The sequence below is a fragment of the Rhodoplanes azumiensis genome, assembly GCF_042682915.1.
Lineage (GTDB): Bacteria > Pseudomonadota > Alphaproteobacteria > Rhizobiales > Xanthobacteraceae > Rhodoplanes > Rhodoplanes azumiensis.
Genome location: NZ_JBHUIW010000014.1, coordinates 14,151 through 28,452, shown reverse-complemented (window position 1 = coordinate 28,452; position 14,302 = coordinate 14,151). Strand labels below are relative to the sequence as shown.

Annotated in this window: 14 protein-coding genes and 1 pseudogene; all 15 read left to right on the top strand. The window is 67.2% G+C overall.

What is annotated here, in order from left to right:
* Positions 1-49 precede the first annotated feature (49 nt).
* The gene (locus ACFSOX_RS13000) at positions 50-415 is read left to right on the top strand and encodes an NADH-quinone oxidoreductase subunit A (protein ID WP_378478239.1); all 366 of its coding nucleotides are present in this window, start codon (positions 50-52) and stop codon (positions 413-415) included.
* Positions 385-996 (top strand): NuoB/complex I 20 kDa subunit family protein, encoded by a 612-nt coding sequence (locus tag ACFSOX_RS12995; protein WP_378478238.1) that lies wholly within the window; start codon positions 385-387, stop codon positions 994-996. Before ACFSOX_RS13000 ends, ACFSOX_RS12995 begins: the two co-directional genes overlap by 31 nt.
* Positions 997-1,009: 13 nt before the next feature.
* Positions 1,010-1,624: an NADH-quinone oxidoreductase subunit C gene (locus ACFSOX_RS12990; protein WP_378478237.1), complete on the top strand. Its 615-nt coding sequence runs from the start codon at positions 1,010-1,012 to the stop codon at positions 1,622-1,624.
* Between the two features lie 86 nt (positions 1,625-1,710).
* Complete coding sequence (locus ACFSOX_RS12985; RefSeq protein WP_378478236.1) at positions 1,711-2,901, top strand: NADH-quinone oxidoreductase subunit D; 1,191 nt, start codon at positions 1,711-1,713, stop codon at positions 2,899-2,901.
* Positions 2,898-3,482: a Uma2 family endonuclease gene (locus ACFSOX_RS12980; protein ID WP_378478235.1), complete on the top strand. Its 585-nt coding sequence runs from the start codon at positions 2,898-2,900 to the stop codon at positions 3,480-3,482. The genes ACFSOX_RS12985 and ACFSOX_RS12980 overlap by 4 nt, the downstream gene beginning before the upstream one ends.
* Positions 3,483-4,238: an NADH-quinone oxidoreductase subunit NuoE gene (gene nuoE, locus ACFSOX_RS12975; RefSeq protein ID WP_378478234.1), complete on the top strand. Its 756-nt coding sequence runs from the start codon at positions 3,483-3,485 to the stop codon at positions 4,236-4,238. It begins immediately after the preceding gene.
* Positions 4,238-5,560, top strand: coding sequence for an NADH-quinone oxidoreductase subunit NuoF (nuoF, locus tag ACFSOX_RS12970; protein ID WP_378478328.1), 1,323 nt, complete (start codon positions 4,238-4,240; stop codon positions 5,558-5,560). The genes nuoE and nuoF overlap by 1 nt, the downstream gene beginning before the upstream one ends.
* 4 nt (positions 5,561-5,564) lie before the next feature.
* Positions 5,565-5,768, top strand: coding sequence for a hypothetical protein (locus ACFSOX_RS12965; protein WP_378478233.1), 204 nt, complete (start codon positions 5,565-5,567; stop codon positions 5,766-5,768).
* A gap of 108 nt (positions 5,769-5,876) precedes the next feature.
* On the top strand, positions 5,877-7,970 hold the full coding sequence (gene nuoG, locus ACFSOX_RS12960; protein WP_378478232.1) for an NADH-quinone oxidoreductase subunit NuoG: 2,094 nt from the start codon (positions 5,877-5,879) through the stop codon (positions 7,968-7,970).
* A gap of 6 nt (positions 7,971-7,976) precedes the next feature.
* The gene (gene nuoH, locus ACFSOX_RS12955; RefSeq protein ID WP_378478231.1) at positions 7,977-9,002 is read left to right on the top strand and encodes an NADH-quinone oxidoreductase subunit NuoH; all 1,026 of its coding nucleotides are present in this window, start codon (positions 7,977-7,979) and stop codon (positions 9,000-9,002) included.
* A gap of 10 nt (positions 9,003-9,012) precedes the next feature.
* On the top strand, positions 9,013-9,501 hold the full coding sequence (gene nuoI / locus ACFSOX_RS12950) for an NADH-quinone oxidoreductase subunit NuoI (protein WP_378478230.1): 489 nt from the start codon (positions 9,013-9,015) through the stop codon (positions 9,499-9,501).
* 259 nt (positions 9,502-9,760) lie between these two features.
* Complete coding sequence (locus tag ACFSOX_RS12945) at positions 9,761-10,366, top strand: NADH-quinone oxidoreductase subunit J (protein ID WP_111359286.1); 606 nt, start codon at positions 9,761-9,763, stop codon at positions 10,364-10,366.
* Between the two features lie 13 nt (positions 10,367-10,379).
* On the top strand, positions 10,380-10,688 hold the full coding sequence (gene nuoK / locus ACFSOX_RS12940) for an NADH-quinone oxidoreductase subunit NuoK (RefSeq protein ID WP_378478229.1): 309 nt from the start codon (positions 10,380-10,382) through the stop codon (positions 10,686-10,688).
* An 8-nt stretch (positions 10,689-10,696) separates the two neighbouring features.
* Entirely contained in the window at positions 10,697-12,802 is a 2,106-nt protein-coding gene (nuoL, locus tag ACFSOX_RS12935; RefSeq protein WP_378478228.1) for an NADH-quinone oxidoreductase subunit L, read from the top strand.
* Positions 12,802-14,298, top strand: a pseudogene (locus ACFSOX_RS12930) (NADH-quinone oxidoreductase subunit M); the annotation flags it as partial. The gene nuoL and the pseudogene ACFSOX_RS12930, both read left to right, overlap by 1 nt.
* Between the last annotated feature and the right edge of the window lie 4 nt (positions 14,299-14,302).

Sequence of the window (14,302 nt, the reverse complement as noted above, 5' to 3'; positions counted from 1 at the left end):
GCAGGGGCCGCCCTCCCGTCGGAATGTCGATCGCGATCAGGGGTCTCGAATGAACGCCTTGCTGCTCGACTATCTGCCGATCGTGGTCTTCGTCGCCATCGCCGTCGTCATCGTGCTCGGCCTGATGGTCGCGCCGTTCCTCATCGCCTACAAGAATCCCGACGCGGAGAAGCTCTCGGCCTATGAATGTGGGTTCAACGCATTCGACGACGCCCGTATGAAATTCGACGTCCGATTCTATCTCATCTCCATCCTGTTCATCATTTTCGACCTCGAGGTTGCATTCCTTTTTCCCTGGGCGGCGGCGTTCGGCGAGATCGGCTCGTTCGGTTTCTGGTCGATGATGGTCTTTCTCGGTGTCCTGACCATCGGCTTCGTCTACGAATGGAAGAAGGGAGCCCTGGAATGGGACTGACCGACCGGACCCGATCCGACCGGACCCTGGTGGCGCCGGCCGCGACCGGTGTTCTCGACCCGCGCACCGGCAAGCCGGTGGGGGCCGACGACCCCTTCTTCGTGCGGCTCGACGACGAGCTCGCCGACAAGGGCTTCATCGTCACGGCGACCGACGAGATCATCAACTGGGCGCGCACCGGCTCGCTGATGTGGATGCAGTTCGGGCTCGCCTGCTGCGCCATCGAGATGATCCACGCGGCGATGCCGCGCTACGACCTCGAGCGATTCGGCTTCGCGCCGCGCGCCTCGCCGCGGCAGTCCGACGTGATGATCGTCGCCGGCACGCTGACCAACAAGATGGCGCCGGCGATGCGCAAGGTCTACGACCAGATGCCGGAGCCACGCTACGTCATCTCCATGGGCTCCTGCGCCAACGGCGGCGGATACTACTATTACTCCTACTCGGTGGTGCGCGGTTGCGACCGCATCGTCCCGGTCGACGTCTACGTCCCGGGCTGCCCGCCGAGCGCGGAGGCGCTGCTCTACGGCGTGCTGCTGCTCCAGAAGAAGATCCGCCGTACCGGCACCATCGAACGATAGGCGCGAGGATCGCATGGACGACAAGGTCGTCGTGGACAGGCTCGACGAGCTCGGACAGGGCGTCCTGCGCGCGCTGCCGGGCGCCGTGACGGGGTACAGCGTGGCCGTCGGCGAGCTGACGATCACGGCCGTCGCGAGCGAGATCGTCACGGTCACCAAGCGGCTGCGCGACGATCCCGATTTCGCCTTCGTCGGCTTCGTCGACGTGACGGCGGTGGACTGGCCGCAGCGGCCGAAGCGCTTCGACGTGGTCTATCACCTGCTGTCGCCCACCAAAAATTGGCGCATCCGGATCAAGACCCAGACCGACGAGGCGACGCCGGTGCCGTCGATCATCTCGGTCTATCCCGGCGCCGACTGGTTCGAGCGCGAGGTCTTCGATCTCTACGGCGTGGTGTTCACCGGGCATCCGGACCTGCGCCGCATCCTCACCGACTACGGTTTCGAGGGCCACCCGCTGCGCAAGGACTTCCCGCTGACCGGGTTCCTCGAGGTGCGCTGGGACGACGAGCAGAAGCGCGTCGTCTACGAGAAGGTGCAGCTCGGCCAGGAGTTCCGCAACTTCGACTTCCTGTCGCCGTGGGAAGGGACCGACTACGTACTGCCGGGCGACGAGAAGGCGAAGTGAGCGCAGCCATGAGCCCTCGCCGCCACGCGCCACGCGCCACTCGCTACTCGCTCCTCGCTCCTCGCGTCTCACAGGCGACCTGAGCCATGGCCGAAACGTCCGTCCGCAGCTTCACGATCAATTTCGGGCCGCAGCATCCCTCGGCGCACGGCGTGCTGCGGCTGCTGCTCGACCTCGACGGCGAGGTGGTGGAGCGGGCCGATCCGCATGTCGGTCTCCTCCATCGCGGCACCGAGAAGCTGATCGAGTACAAGACCTACATGCAGGCGATCCCGTATTTCGATCGCCTCGACTACTCCTCGCCGATGTCGCAGGAGCACGTCTTCTGCATGGCGATCGAGAAGCTGCTCGGCCTCGAGGTGCCGCGTCGCGGCCAGCTGCTGCGTGTCCTGTTCCTCGAGCTGACCCGCATCAAGAACCACATCCTCAACATCACGACCGGCGCGCTCGACATCGGCGCGCTGACGCCGCCGCTGTGGGGCTTCGAGTTCCGCGAGCAGATCATGGGCTTCTACGAGCGCGCCTCGGGAGCCCGCATGCACGCCAACTACTTCCGCCCGGGCGGCGTGCACCAGGACGTGCCGCAGGCGCTGCTCGACGACATCGAGGCGTTCTGCGACCCGTGCCTGGGGATGATCGCCGACCTCGACGCGCTGCTCACCGAGAACCGCATCTTCAAGCAGCGCATGGTCGACATCGGGATCATGACGCTCGACGAGTGCTGGGGCTGGGGCTATTCGGGCCCGCTCGTGCGCGCCGCCGGCGGGGCCTGGGATCTGCGCCGCGCCCAGCCCTACGAGTGCTACGACGAGATGGAGTTCGACATACCCGTAGGCAAGCACGGCGACTGCTACGACCGCTATCTGGTGCGCATGGAGGAGATGCGGCAGTCGATCCGCATCATGAAGCAGTGCCTCGCCAAGCTGAAGCAGCCGGACGGGAAGGGGCCGGTGCTCGCCACCGACAACAAGGTGACGCCGCCGCGCCGGGGCGAGATGAAGCGCTCGATGGAGTCGCTCATCCACCATTTCAAGCTCTACACCGAGGGCTTCCACGTCCCGCCCGGCGAGGTCTACGCGGCGGCCGAGACGCCGAAGGGCGAGCTCGGCGTCTATCTGGTCGCCGACGGCACCAACAAGCCCTACAAGTGCAAGATCCGGGCGACCGGCTTTGCCCATCTGAGCTCGATCGATCACATCAGCAAGGGGCACATGCTGGCCGACATGACCGCCATCATCGGCTCGCTCGACCTGGTGTTCGGGGAGGTCGATCGGTGAACGCGCCGCTTCCCTCGGTTCCGATGACGGTGTCGGAGTTCCTCGCCTGGAGCGAGCGGCAGCCGGAGACCGCGCGCTACGAGCTGGTCGACGGGAAGGTCGTCGCCATGTCGCCGGAACGCAATCGTCATAATCTCGTGAAGCTCGCAATCGCCATCGCGCTGCGGGAGGCCGTTCAGCGTTCGGGGGTGGCCTGCACGGTGTTCACCGACGGGGCCGGGATCGCGATCGACGAGCGAACCGTGCGCGAGCCGGACGCCACGGTCCAATGCGGCGTCGATGTCGACCTGGACGCGATGCTCGTCGACTCGCCGCTGATCGTCGTCGAGGTGGTGTCGCCATCGAGCGAGCGCGACGACGTTCAGAGCAAGTTCGTCGACTACTTCACCGTTCCGAGCATCCGGCACTATCTGATCGCCTTCTCGGAAAAGCGGATTGTCGTTCATCATCGCCGCAACGACCAAGGCACGATCGATTCCCGCATCCTGCGGGACGGTGACATCGTGCTCGATCCGCCCGGGATGACGGTGGCGGTCGACGCGCTGCTCGGGCCGGCCCCGGTCGGGAAGGAGATCCACTAGATGGCCGTCCGTCGTCTCGCGCCCGCCGAGCAGCAGCCCGCGGAATTCGCCTTCACTGAGGCGAATCTCGAATGGGTCAAGGGCCAGATCGCCAAGTATCCGGAAGGCCGGCAGGCCTCCGCCGTGATCCCGCTCTTGTGGCGGGCGCAGGAGCAGGCCGGCGGCTGGGTGCCGCAGAAGGCGATCGAGCACGTCGCGGGCCTGCTCGGCATGCCGGTGATCCGGGTGCTCGAGGTCGCGACCTTCTACACGATGTTCAACCTCGAGCCCGTCGGCAAGCATCACGTCCAGCTCTGCGGCACCACGCCCTGCGTGCTGCGCGGCGCCGAGGCGCTCAAGAAGGTCTGCAAGGAGAAGATCGGCCACGAGCATCACGTCACGGCCGACGGACAGTTCTCCTGGGTCGAGGTCGAATGCCTGGGCGCCTGCGTCAACGCCCCGATGGCCCAGATCAACTACGACTACTACGAGGATCTGACGCCGGAGAACTTCGCCAAACTGCTCGACGATCTCGCGGCGGGCCGCGAGGTGAAGACCGGGCCGCAGATCGACCGGCAGTTCTCGGCGCCGGTCGGCGGGCCGACCACGCTGACCGGCGAGGCCGGGACGGGCGCGCCGGCCACCGCGAAGGAGCCGGCGCTCGCCGACAGCGACGCCAAGCGGCCGGGCGAGGCCGCCAATGTGCGTGAAGAGGCCGTTCCCAAGCCGCCGGTCGGGGTCGGTCCCCGCGGCGGCAGAAGCACCAGGCGCGAATGATGCTGCACGATCGCGATCGCATCTTCACCAATCTGTACGGCCTCCACGACTGGGGTCTCGAAGGCGCGCGCAAGCGCGGCGCCTGGGACGGCACCAAGGCGCTCTTGGAAAAAGGCCGCGACGGCATCATCGCCGAGATCAAGGCCTCGGGCCTGCGCGGACGCGGCGGCGCCGGCTTCCCGACGGGCCTCAAATGGTCGTTCATGCCGAAGACCTCGGCGGACGGCCGGCCGAGCTATCTGGTCGTCAACGCCGACGAGTCCGAGCCCGGCACCTGCAAGGATCGCGAGATCCTCCGCCACGATCCGCATCTGCTGATCGAGGGCTGCCTGGTCGCCGGCTTCGCGATGGGCGCCTCGACCGGCTGGATCTATGTCCGCGGCGAGTTCGTGCGCGAGCGCGAGCGCCTGCAGGCGGCGATCGACCAGGCCTACGAGGCCCGGCTGATCGGCAAGAACAACATCCACGGCTTCGACTTCGACCTCCACGTCCATCACGGCGCCGGCGCCTATATCTGCGGCGAGGAGACGGCGCTGCTGGAGAGCCTCGAGGGCAAGAAGGGCATGCCGCGGCTGAAGCCGCCGTTTCCGGCCAATGTCGGCCTCTACGGTTGCCCGACCACGGTCAACAATGTCGAGAGCATCGCCGTCGGCCCGACGATTCTTCGTCGCGGGGCGTCGTGGTTCTCTTCGATCGGCCGGCCCAACAACACGGGAACGAAGCTGTTCTGCATCTCCGGGCACGTCGAGAAGCCGTGCAACGTCGAGGAGGAGATGGGCATCCCGCTGCGCGAGCTGATCGAGCGGCATGCCGGCGGCGTGCGCGGCGGCTGGGACAATCTCTTGGCCGTCATCCCGGGCGGCTCGTCGGTGCGCTGCCTGCCGGCGGATCTCTGCAACGACCTGCCCATGGACTTCGACTCGCTGATGAAGCTGAAGTCGGGCCTCGGCACCGCGGCCGTGATCGTGATGGACAAGTCGACCGACATCGTCCGGGCGATCGCGCGCATCTCCTACTTCTATCGCCACGAGAGCTGCGGCCAGTGCACGCCTTGCCGCGAGGGCACGGGGTGGATGTGGCGCGTGGTGTCGCGCATGGCCGAGGGGCGGGCGCAGAAGCGCGAGATCGACATGCTGCTCGAGGTGTCGAAGCAGGTCGAGGGTCACACCATCTGCGCGCTCGGCGACGCCGCGGCGTGGCCGATCCAGGGCCTGATCACGCATTTCCGCCACGAGATCGAAAAGCGCATCGACGACTATGCGGGGCGCCCCGACGACGAAGGCGTTCGTGATCCCAATACGGTCGCCGAGGCGGCGGAGTAGGGCGATGGCCGACGGCCCCGACAACCTGATGCTCGTTCTGCTGCGTCGGATCGACGAGCGGACCGAGCGTATGGCGCACGACCTTCACGACCTGAAGGTTCGCGTCACGGCGGTCGAGGAAGGTCTTGCCGGCGTGCATCGTCGGATGGATCGGTTCGAGCAGCGACTGGAGCGCGTCGAGCGGCGGCTCGAGCTGTCGGACGCCTAGAACGAAGACATGACGTCATGGCCGGGCGTGTCCCGGCCATCCACGCCGACGCGACGTGGATGCCCGGCACGAAGCCGGCTTGACGGAGGAGAGGACAAGGGAAGCGCGATGACCAAGATCGTCGTCGACGGCACCGAGGTGGACGTCCCGGCCGAGTACACGCTTCTGCAGGCGTGCGAGGCGGCGGGCGCCGAGATTCCGCGCTTCTGCTTCCACGAGCGCCTGTCGATCGCCGGCAATTGCCGCATGTGCCTGGTCGAGGTGAAGGGCGGCCCGCCCAAGCCGGTCGCCTCCTGCGCCATGAACGTGCGCGACCTGCGCCCCGGCCCGAACGGCGAGCCGCCCGTGATGCTCACCAAGTCGCCGATGGTGAAGAAGGCGCGCGAAGGCGTCATGGAGTTCCTGCTGATCAACCATCCGCTCGACTGCCCGATCTGCGACCAGGGCGGCGAGTGCGATCTGCAGGACCAAGCGATGGCCTATGGCGTCGACTCCTCGCGCTTCCAGGAGAACAAGCGCGCCGTCGAGGACAAGTATCTGGGCGCCCTCGTCAAGACCTCGATGAACCGCTGCATCCAGTGCACCCGCTGCGTGCGCTTCGTCACCGAGGTCGCCGGCGTGCCGGAGCTCGGCGCCATCGGCCGCGGCGAGGACATGGAGATCACCAGCTATCTCGAGCATGCGCTGACCTCCGAGCTGCAGGGCAACGTCGTCGATCTCTGCCCGGTCGGCGCGCTCACCTCGAAGCCCTACGCCTTCACGGCGCGGCCGTGGGAGCTCACCAAGACCCAGTCGGTCGACGTGATGGACGCGGTCGGCTCGGCGATCCGGATCGACAGCCGCGGCCGCGAGGTGCTGCGCATCCTGCCGCGTCTGAACGAGGACGTGAACGAGGAGTGGATCTCCGACAAGACCCGCCACGTCGTCGACGGCTTGCGGGTGCAGCGTCTCGACCGCCCCTATGTGCGCGAGAACGGCAAGCTGCGGCCGGCGTCCTGGGGCGAGGCGTTCAAGGCGATCGCCGCCAAGATCGACACCACGGGCCCGGGGCGCATCGGCGCCATCGCGGGTGATCTCGCGAGCGTCGAGGAGATGTTCGCGCTCAAGGAGCTGCTCTCCGGCCTCGGCTCGACGAGCATCGATTGCCGCCAGGACGGCGCGGCGCTCGACCCGGCGCTCGGCCGCGGCACCTATCTGTTCAACCCGACCATCGCCGGGATCGAGCAGGCCGACGCGCTGGTGATCGTGGGCGCCGATCCGCGCCGCGAGGCCGCGATCCTCAACGCCCGCATCCGCAAGCGCTGGCGCATGGGGCCGTTCGCGGTCGGCGTGATCGGTCCGCGCGTCGATCTCACCTATCCGTATCATTATCTCGGCGCCGGTCCGGAGACGCTCGCCGACCTCGCCGCCGGCAAGGGCGACTTCGCGCCGATCCTCTCGGCCGCCGAGCGGCCGCTGCTGATGCTCGGCGCGGGCGCGACGGCGCGGCCCGACGGCGCCGCGATCGCGGCGCTGGCCGCCAAGGCCGCCGTCGCATCCGGTGCCGTGACCGACACCTGGAACGGCTTCGGCGTGCTGCACACGGCAGCCTCGCGCGTCGGCGGCCTCGACATCGGCTTCGTGCCGGGGCAGGGTGGCCTCGACGCGACCAAGATGGCGGCCTTCGGCACGCTCGACGTCTTGTTCCTGCTCGGCGCCGACGAGATCGACATCGCGCCCGAGACCTTCGTGGTCTACATCGGCACCCACGGCGACCGCGGCGCGCATCGCGCCGACGTGATCCTGCCGGGCGCCGCCTACACGGAGAAGTCCGGCCTGTTCGTCAACACCGAGGGGCGCCCGCAGATGAGCCTGCGCGCCGCCTTCCCGCCGGGCGACGCCCGCGAGGACTGGGCGATTCTGCGCGCGCTCTCCGACGTTCTGGGCCGCAAGCTGCCGTGGGACTCGCTGGCGCAGCTGCGCGCCGCGCTGTTCAAGACGCACCCGCATCTGCAGCGGCTCGACCGCATCACGCCGGCGAGCGGCGACGACGTGCAGCGGCTCGCCTCGCGTTCCGGCGCGGCCGGCGAGATCGATCCGGCACCCTTCGCCGAGACGATCACGGACTTCTACCTGACCAACCCGATCGCCCGCGCGTCCGCCCTCATGGCCGAGTGCTCCGCACTCGCGCAAGGTGGTGCCGCGCTGCGCGCCGCGGAGTAGCCCCCGATGGCCGAGCTTTGGACCAACACTCTCTGGCCGCTCCTGCTCATCGTGATCCACAGCCTCGCAGTGCTGCTGATCCTGATGACGGCGATCGCCTACATCCTGTACGCCGACCGGAAGATCTGGGCGGCCGTTCAGATCCGGCGCGGCCCCAACGTGGTCGGCCCGTGGGGACTGCTGCAGTCCTTCGCGGACATGCTGAAGTTCGCCATCAAGGAGCCGATCATCCCGGACGGGGCCAACAAGGGGCTGTTCCTGCTGGCGCCGATCGTCACCTGCGTGCTGGCGCTGTCGGCTTGGGCCGTGATTCCGGTCGCCGACGGCTGGGCCGTCGCCGACATCAATGTCGGCATCCTCTACATCTTCGCCGTGTCGTCGCTCGGTGTGTACGGCATCATCATGGCCGGCTGGGCGTCGAACTCGAAATACGCCTTTCTGTCGTCGCTGCGCTCGGCCGCCCAGATGGTGTCCTACGAGGTCTCGATCGGCTTCGTGATCATCACGGTGCTGCTCTGCGTCGGCTCGCTCAATCTCGGCGCCATCGTCCGGGCCCAGGACACGCCGTACGGGCTGCTCGGCTGGTACTGGCTGCCGCTGTTCCCGATGTTCATCATCTTCTTCGTCTCGGCGCTCGCCGAGACGAACCGGCCGCCCTTCGATCTGGTCGAGGCCGAGTCGGAGCTCGTCGCCGGCTTCATGGTGGAGTACGGCTCGACCCCCTACGTCCTGTTCATGCTGGGCGAGTACGTGGCGATCACCACCATGTGCGCCATGTGCACGATCCTGTTCCTGGGCGGCTGGCTGTCGCCGATCCCGTTCGCGCCGTTCACCTGGGTGCCGGGGGTGATCTGGTTCACCCTCAAGGTGCTGTTGGTCTTCTTCATGTTCGCCCTGGTGAAGGCGTTCGTGCCGCGCTACCGCTACGATCAGCTCATGCGGCTGGGCTGGAAGGTGTTCCTGCCCATCTCGCTGGTGATGGTCGTCGTCGTGGCCGGGGTGCTGCAGTACACCGGGCTCGCGCCGAAGTGAGGGATCCCCGATGAGACTCGACCTCGCCGCCAAGCAGCTCTTCCTGTGGGAGTTCGTGCAGGCCATCGGCCTGTCGATGCGTTACTTCTTCAAGCCGAAGCCGACCATCAACTATCCGTTCGAGAAGAACCCGCTGTCGCCGCGCTACCGCGGCGAGCACGCGCTGCGCCGCTATCCGAACGGCGAGGAGCGTTGCATCGCCTGCAAGCTGTGCGAGGCGATCTGCCCGGCCCAGGCCATCACCATCGAGGCGGGGCCGCGCCGCAACGACGGCACGCGGCGCACCACCCGCTACGACATCGACATGGTGAAGTGCATTTATTGCGGCTACTGCCAGGAGGCGTGCCCGGTGGACGCGATCGTCGAGGGACCGAACTTCGAGTTCGCCACCGAGACCCGCGAGGAGCTCTACTACGACAAGGCGCGCCTGCTCTCGAACGGCGACCGTTGGGAGCGGGAGATCGCCCAGAACATCGCGCTCGACGCGCCGTACCGGTGAACGGGATGATCGCCTTCTCCCTCTCTGCTGTCGTCGCGCCCCGGACACCTCTCCCCGCGTGCGGGGAGATGCCGGATGTCGCGCGAGCCGTGCGACATCCGGCTGAGGGGGCGTCTTCGTCGATCTCCGCGTCTCCGCTTTTCGGAAGCGCCCCCTCATCCGTCTCGCCGCTGCGCGGCGAGACACCGTCTCCCCGCGCGCGGGGAGAAGGAAAGCTGGCGCCGCGCCTCGTTCCGTTCGCCCCGCCGAGGACGAAGTCATGATCCCCGCGCTGTTCTTCTATCTGTTCGCCGGCGTCTGCGTCGCCTCCGCCGTGATGGTGGTGGCGTCGCGCAACCCGGTGCACTCCGTGATGTTCCTGATCCTGGCCTTCGTCAACGCGGCCGGCCTGTTCGTGATGATGGGCGCCGAGTTTCTGGCCCTGATCCTGATCGTCGTCTATGTCGGCGCCGTCGCGGTGCTGTTTCTGTTCGTCGTGATGATGCTCGACGTCGACTTCGCCGAGCTCCGGCGCGGCTTCGACAATTACCTGCCGATCGGCGCCCTGATCGGCATCGTGCTGCTGGTCGAGCTCCTGCTGATCGCCGGTGCGTGGGCGATCGGGCCGGGCGTGCCGAAGACCGTCGCGCTGCCGATCCCGACCGGGGTGAGCAACGCCGAGGCGCTCGGCCTCGTCCTCTACACGCGTTACGTCTACTTCTTCCAGGCGGCGGGCCTCGTGCTGCTGGTCGCGATGATCGGGGCGATCGTGCTGACGCTGCGCCACAAGCCCGGCGTCAAGCGGCAGTCGATCCCGGACCAGCTGATGCGCCGGAAAGAGGCGATCATCGAGCTCCGGAACGTCCGGCCGGGGCAGGGGCTGTGAGGGGGACGCAAGGATGACCATCGGCCTCGGCCACTATCTCGCGGTCGCCGCGATCCTGTTCACGATCGGGATCTTCGGCATCTTCCTCAACCGGCGGAACGTCATCATCATCCTGATGTCGGTCGAGCTGATCCTGCTCGCCGTCAACATCAACATGGTGGCCTTCTCGACCCACATGGGTGATCTGGTCGGGCAGGTCTACGCCCTGATCATCCTCACCGTGGCGGCCGCCGAGGCGGCCATCGGGCTCGCGATCCTGGTCGTCTTCTTCCGCAATCGAGGCTCGATCGCGGTCGAGGACATCAACCTCATGAAGGGCTGAGCGGCGCGATGTACCAGGCCATCGTCTTCCTGCCCCTGCTGGGCTTCCTGATCGCCGCCGCGATCGCGATCGTCGGCGCCCGCACGCTGCATCCGGGCGGTTACCCGTCGCCGGACGAGGACCACGCGCACGGCGCCGACGCGCACGGGGCCGACGCGCACGCTCACGCGACGCATGGCGCGCACGCTCACGACGCCGGGCATTCGCACGGCGGCCACGACGACCATCACCACGCCGAGCCGGCGGCGCCGGGATCGCGCGCCGCCGAGGTGGTGACCACCGTTCTCCTGTTCGTCTCGATGGCGCTGTCGTGGATCGCCTTCGCCCGCGTCGGCTTCGGCGGCGCCGAGGTGCGCGAGGCGATCGCCCCGTGGATCCTCACCGGCGACCTGAAGGTCGAGTGGGCGCTGCGCGTCGACAGCCTGACCGCCGTGATGCTGGTGGTCGTCACCACCGTGTCGGCGCTCGTCCATCTCTACTCGATCGGCTACATGGCCGACGATCCGGACCGGCCGCGCTTCTTCGGCTACCTGTCGCTGTTCACCTTCGCGATGCTGATGCTGGTGACGGCCGACAACCTGGTGCAGCTGTTCTTCGGCTGGGAGGGTGTCGGCCTCGCGAGCTACCTGCTGATCGGCTTCTGGTACAAGAAGCCGTCGGCCAACGCCGCCGCCATCAAGGCCTTCGTGGTCAACCGCGTCGGCGACTTCGGCTTTATGCTCGGCATCTTCGCCGTGTTCGTGTCGACGGCCGCGGTCGACTTCGACACCGTCTTCGCCCAGGCGCCCTCGCTGGTCGGCAAGACGATGCATTTCCTCAGCTGGGATCTCGACGCGCTGACCGTGATCTGCCTGCTGCTGTTCATGGGGGCGATGGGCAAGTCGGCGCAGTTCCTGCTGCACACCTGGCTGCCCGACGCCATGGAGGGCCCGACCCCGGTGTCGGCGCTGATCCACGCCGCCACCATGGTGACGGCCGGCGTGTTCATGGTGGCGCGCCTTTCGCCGCTGTTCGAGCTGGCGCCGACCGCGCTCGCCGTGGTCACCTTCATCGGCGCGACCACGGCGCTGTTCGCGGCCACGATCGGCCTCGTGCAGAACGACATCAAGCGCATCGTCGCCTACTCGACCTGCTCGCAGCTCGGCTACATGTTCGTCGCCATGGGCGTCGGCGCCTACTCGGTCGGCATGTACCACCTGTTCACGCACGCCTTCTTCAAGGCGCTCCTGTTCCTCGGCTCGGGGTCCGTGATCGTCGCGATGCATCACGAGCAGGACATCCGCCGGATGGGCGGGCTGCGGCAGAAGATCCCGTTCACCTACGGGATGATGCTGATCGGCACGTTGGCGCTCACCGGCTTCCCGCTCACCGCCGGCTACTTTTCCAAGGACGCCATCATCGAGGCGGCCTTCGCGAGCGAGCACGGCCACCACAACCCGATGGCGATGTACGCCTTCGTCTGCACCGTGGCGGCGGCGGCGCTCACCTCGTTCTACTCGTGGCGCCTGGTGTTCAAGACGTTCCACGGCGCGCCGCACGACCGGCACCACTGGGAGAAGGCGCACGAGAGTCCGCTGGCGATGCTGATCCCGCTCGGCGTGCTCGCCGCCGGCTCGATCCTGGCCGGCTTGCCGTTCAAGCAGGCCTTCGCCGGCGACGGCGTGAAGGAGTTCTTCCGCAACTCGCTGATGGTGACCGGCATCCTGGACGCGATGCATCACGTCCCGGCCTGGGTCGTGTACGTGCCGACCGTGATGATGGTCGCGGGCTTCGCGGTCGCCTGGCTGTTCTACATCAAGGCGCCGTCGATCCCGCGCGCGCTCGCCCGGGGCCTCAAGCCGATCTACCTGTTCCTCCTGAACAAGTGGTACTTCGACGAGCTCTACGACGCGATCTTCGTGCGGCCCGCGATGTGGCTCGGACGCACCCTGTGGAAGCAGGGTGACGGGACGATCATCGACGGGCTCGGGCCGGACGGCATCTCGGCCCGCGTCGTCGACGTCACCCGCAACGTGATCCGGCTGCAGACCGGCTATCTCTACCACTACGCCTTCGCGATGCTGATCGGCGTGTCGGCCTTCGTGACGTGGTTCATGATCTGGGGAGCCCGGTGATGGCCAGCTGGCCCGTCCTTTCCGTCACCATCTTCCTGCCGCTCCTCGGCGCGCTGCTGATCATGATGCTGCGCGCCGAGGACGACTCGGTGAAGACCAACGCGCGCTGGATCGCGCTGTGGACCACGGTGATCACCTTCGCGGTGTCGCTCGTCATGGTCTGGCGCTTCGACGCCGGATCGTCCGAGTTCCAGTTCGTCGAGAAGGCGCCCTGGCTCGCCGGCACCATCGCCTACCATGTCGGCGTCGACGGCATCTCGCTGCCCTTCGTGATCCTCACGACGGCGCTGATGCCCTTGTGCATCGTCGCGAGCTGGAAGCCGATCCAGAAGCGCGTGAAGGAGTACATGGTCGCGTTCCTGGTGCTCGAGACCATGATGACGGGCACCTTCGCGGCGCTCGACGTCGTCGTCTTCTACCTGTTCTTCGAAGGCGGCCTGATCCCGATGTTCCTGATCATCGGCGTGTGGGGCGGCCCGCGCCGCGTCTATGCGAGCTTCAAGTTCTTCCTCTACACGCTGCTCGGCTCGGTGCTGATGCTGCTCGCCATCATGGCGATGTACGGCGACGCCGGCACGACCGACATCCCGACGCTGCTGGCGCACGACTTCCCGGCCAACCTGCAGACCTGGGCGTGGCTCGCCTTCTTCGCCTCGTTCGCGGTGAAGATGCCGATGTGGCCCGTGCACACCTGGCTGCCGGACGCCCATGTCGAGGCGCCGACGGCCGGCTCCGTGGTGCTGGCCGCCGTGCTGCTGAAAATGGGCGGCTACGGCTTCCTGCGCTTCTCCCTGCCGATGTTCCCGGAGGCCTCGGAGTTCTTCGCCCCGATGGTCTTCGTCCTCTCGGTCGTGGCGATCGTCTACACGTCGCTGGTCGCCCTCATGCAGGAGGACGTCAAGAAGCTGATCGCGTACTCGTCGGTCGCCCATATGGGCTTCGTCACGATGGGCATCTTCGCCGGCAACCAGCAGGGCATCGCCGGCAGCGTCTTCCAGATGATCTCGCACGGCATCGTGTCGGGCGCGCTGTTCCTCTGCGTCGGCGTCATCTACGACCGCATGCATACCCGCGAAATCGCCGCCTACGGCGGCCTCGTCAACCGGATGCCCGTCTACGCGACCATCTTCATGATCTTCACGCTGGCCAATGTCGGCCTGCCGGGCACGTCGGGCTTCATCGGCGAGTTCCTCACCCTCATGGGCGCCTTCAAGGTCAACACCTGGGTCGCGTTCTTCGCCAGCTTCGGCATCATCCTGTCGGCCTGCTACGCGCTGTGGCTCTACCGCAAGGTGGTGTTCGGGGCGTTGACCAAGCCCTCGCTCGCCCACATCCGTGACGTCGAGCCGCGCGAGATCGCGATCTTCGCGCCGCTGGTCGTCCTGACGATCTGGTTCGGCGTCTACCCGAAGCCCGTCATCGACATGTCGGCGGCCTCGATCCAGGCGCTCGTGCAGGACTATCGGGACTCGATCAAGACGGCCGCCGGCGCAGCGCCCG

What these genes read in the sequence shown, in the direction of transcription:
- nuoI (WP_378478230.1), top strand. Translation starts at nt 9,013, where the DNA reads ATGAGACTCGACCTCGCCGCCAAGCAGCTCTTCCTGTGGGAGTTCGTG.
- nuoK (WP_378478229.1), top strand. Translation starts at nt 10,380, where the DNA reads ATGACCATCGGCCTCGGCCACTATCTCGCGGTCGCCGCGATCCTGTTC.
- ACFSOX_RS12990 (WP_378478237.1), top strand. Translation starts at nt 1,010, where the DNA reads ATGGACGACAAGGTCGTCGTGGACAGGCTCGACGAGCTCGGACAGGGC.
- ACFSOX_RS12985 (WP_378478236.1), top strand. Translation starts at nt 1,711, where the DNA reads ATGGCCGAAACGTCCGTCCGCAGCTTCACGATCAATTTCGGGCCGCAG.
- nuoF (WP_378478328.1), top strand. Translation starts at nt 4,238, where the DNA reads ATGCTGCACGATCGCGATCGCATCTTCACCAATCTGTACGGCCTCCAC.
- nuoL (WP_378478228.1), top strand. Translation starts at nt 10,697, where the DNA reads ATGTACCAGGCCATCGTCTTCCTGCCCCTGCTGGGCTTCCTGATCGCC.
- ACFSOX_RS12995 (WP_378478238.1), top strand. Translation starts at nt 385, where the DNA reads ATGGAAGAAGGGAGCCCTGGAATGGGACTGACCGACCGGACCCGATCC.
- ACFSOX_RS12965 (WP_378478233.1), top strand. Translation starts at nt 5,565, where the DNA reads ATGGCCGACGGCCCCGACAACCTGATGCTCGTTCTGCTGCGTCGGATC.
- nuoE (WP_378478234.1), top strand. Translation starts at nt 3,483, where the DNA reads ATGGCCGTCCGTCGTCTCGCGCCCGCCGAGCAGCAGCCCGCGGAATTC.
- ACFSOX_RS13000 (WP_378478239.1), top strand. Translation starts at nt 50, where the DNA reads ATGAACGCCTTGCTGCTCGACTATCTGCCGATCGTGGTCTTCGTCGCC.
- nuoG (WP_378478232.1), top strand. Translation starts at nt 5,877, where the DNA reads ATGACCAAGATCGTCGTCGACGGCACCGAGGTGGACGTCCCGGCCGAG.
- nuoH (WP_378478231.1), top strand. Translation starts at nt 7,977, where the DNA reads ATGGCCGAGCTTTGGACCAACACTCTCTGGCCGCTCCTGCTCATCGTG.
- ACFSOX_RS12945 (WP_111359286.1), top strand. Translation starts at nt 9,761, where the DNA reads ATGATCCCCGCGCTGTTCTTCTATCTGTTCGCCGGCGTCTGCGTCGCC.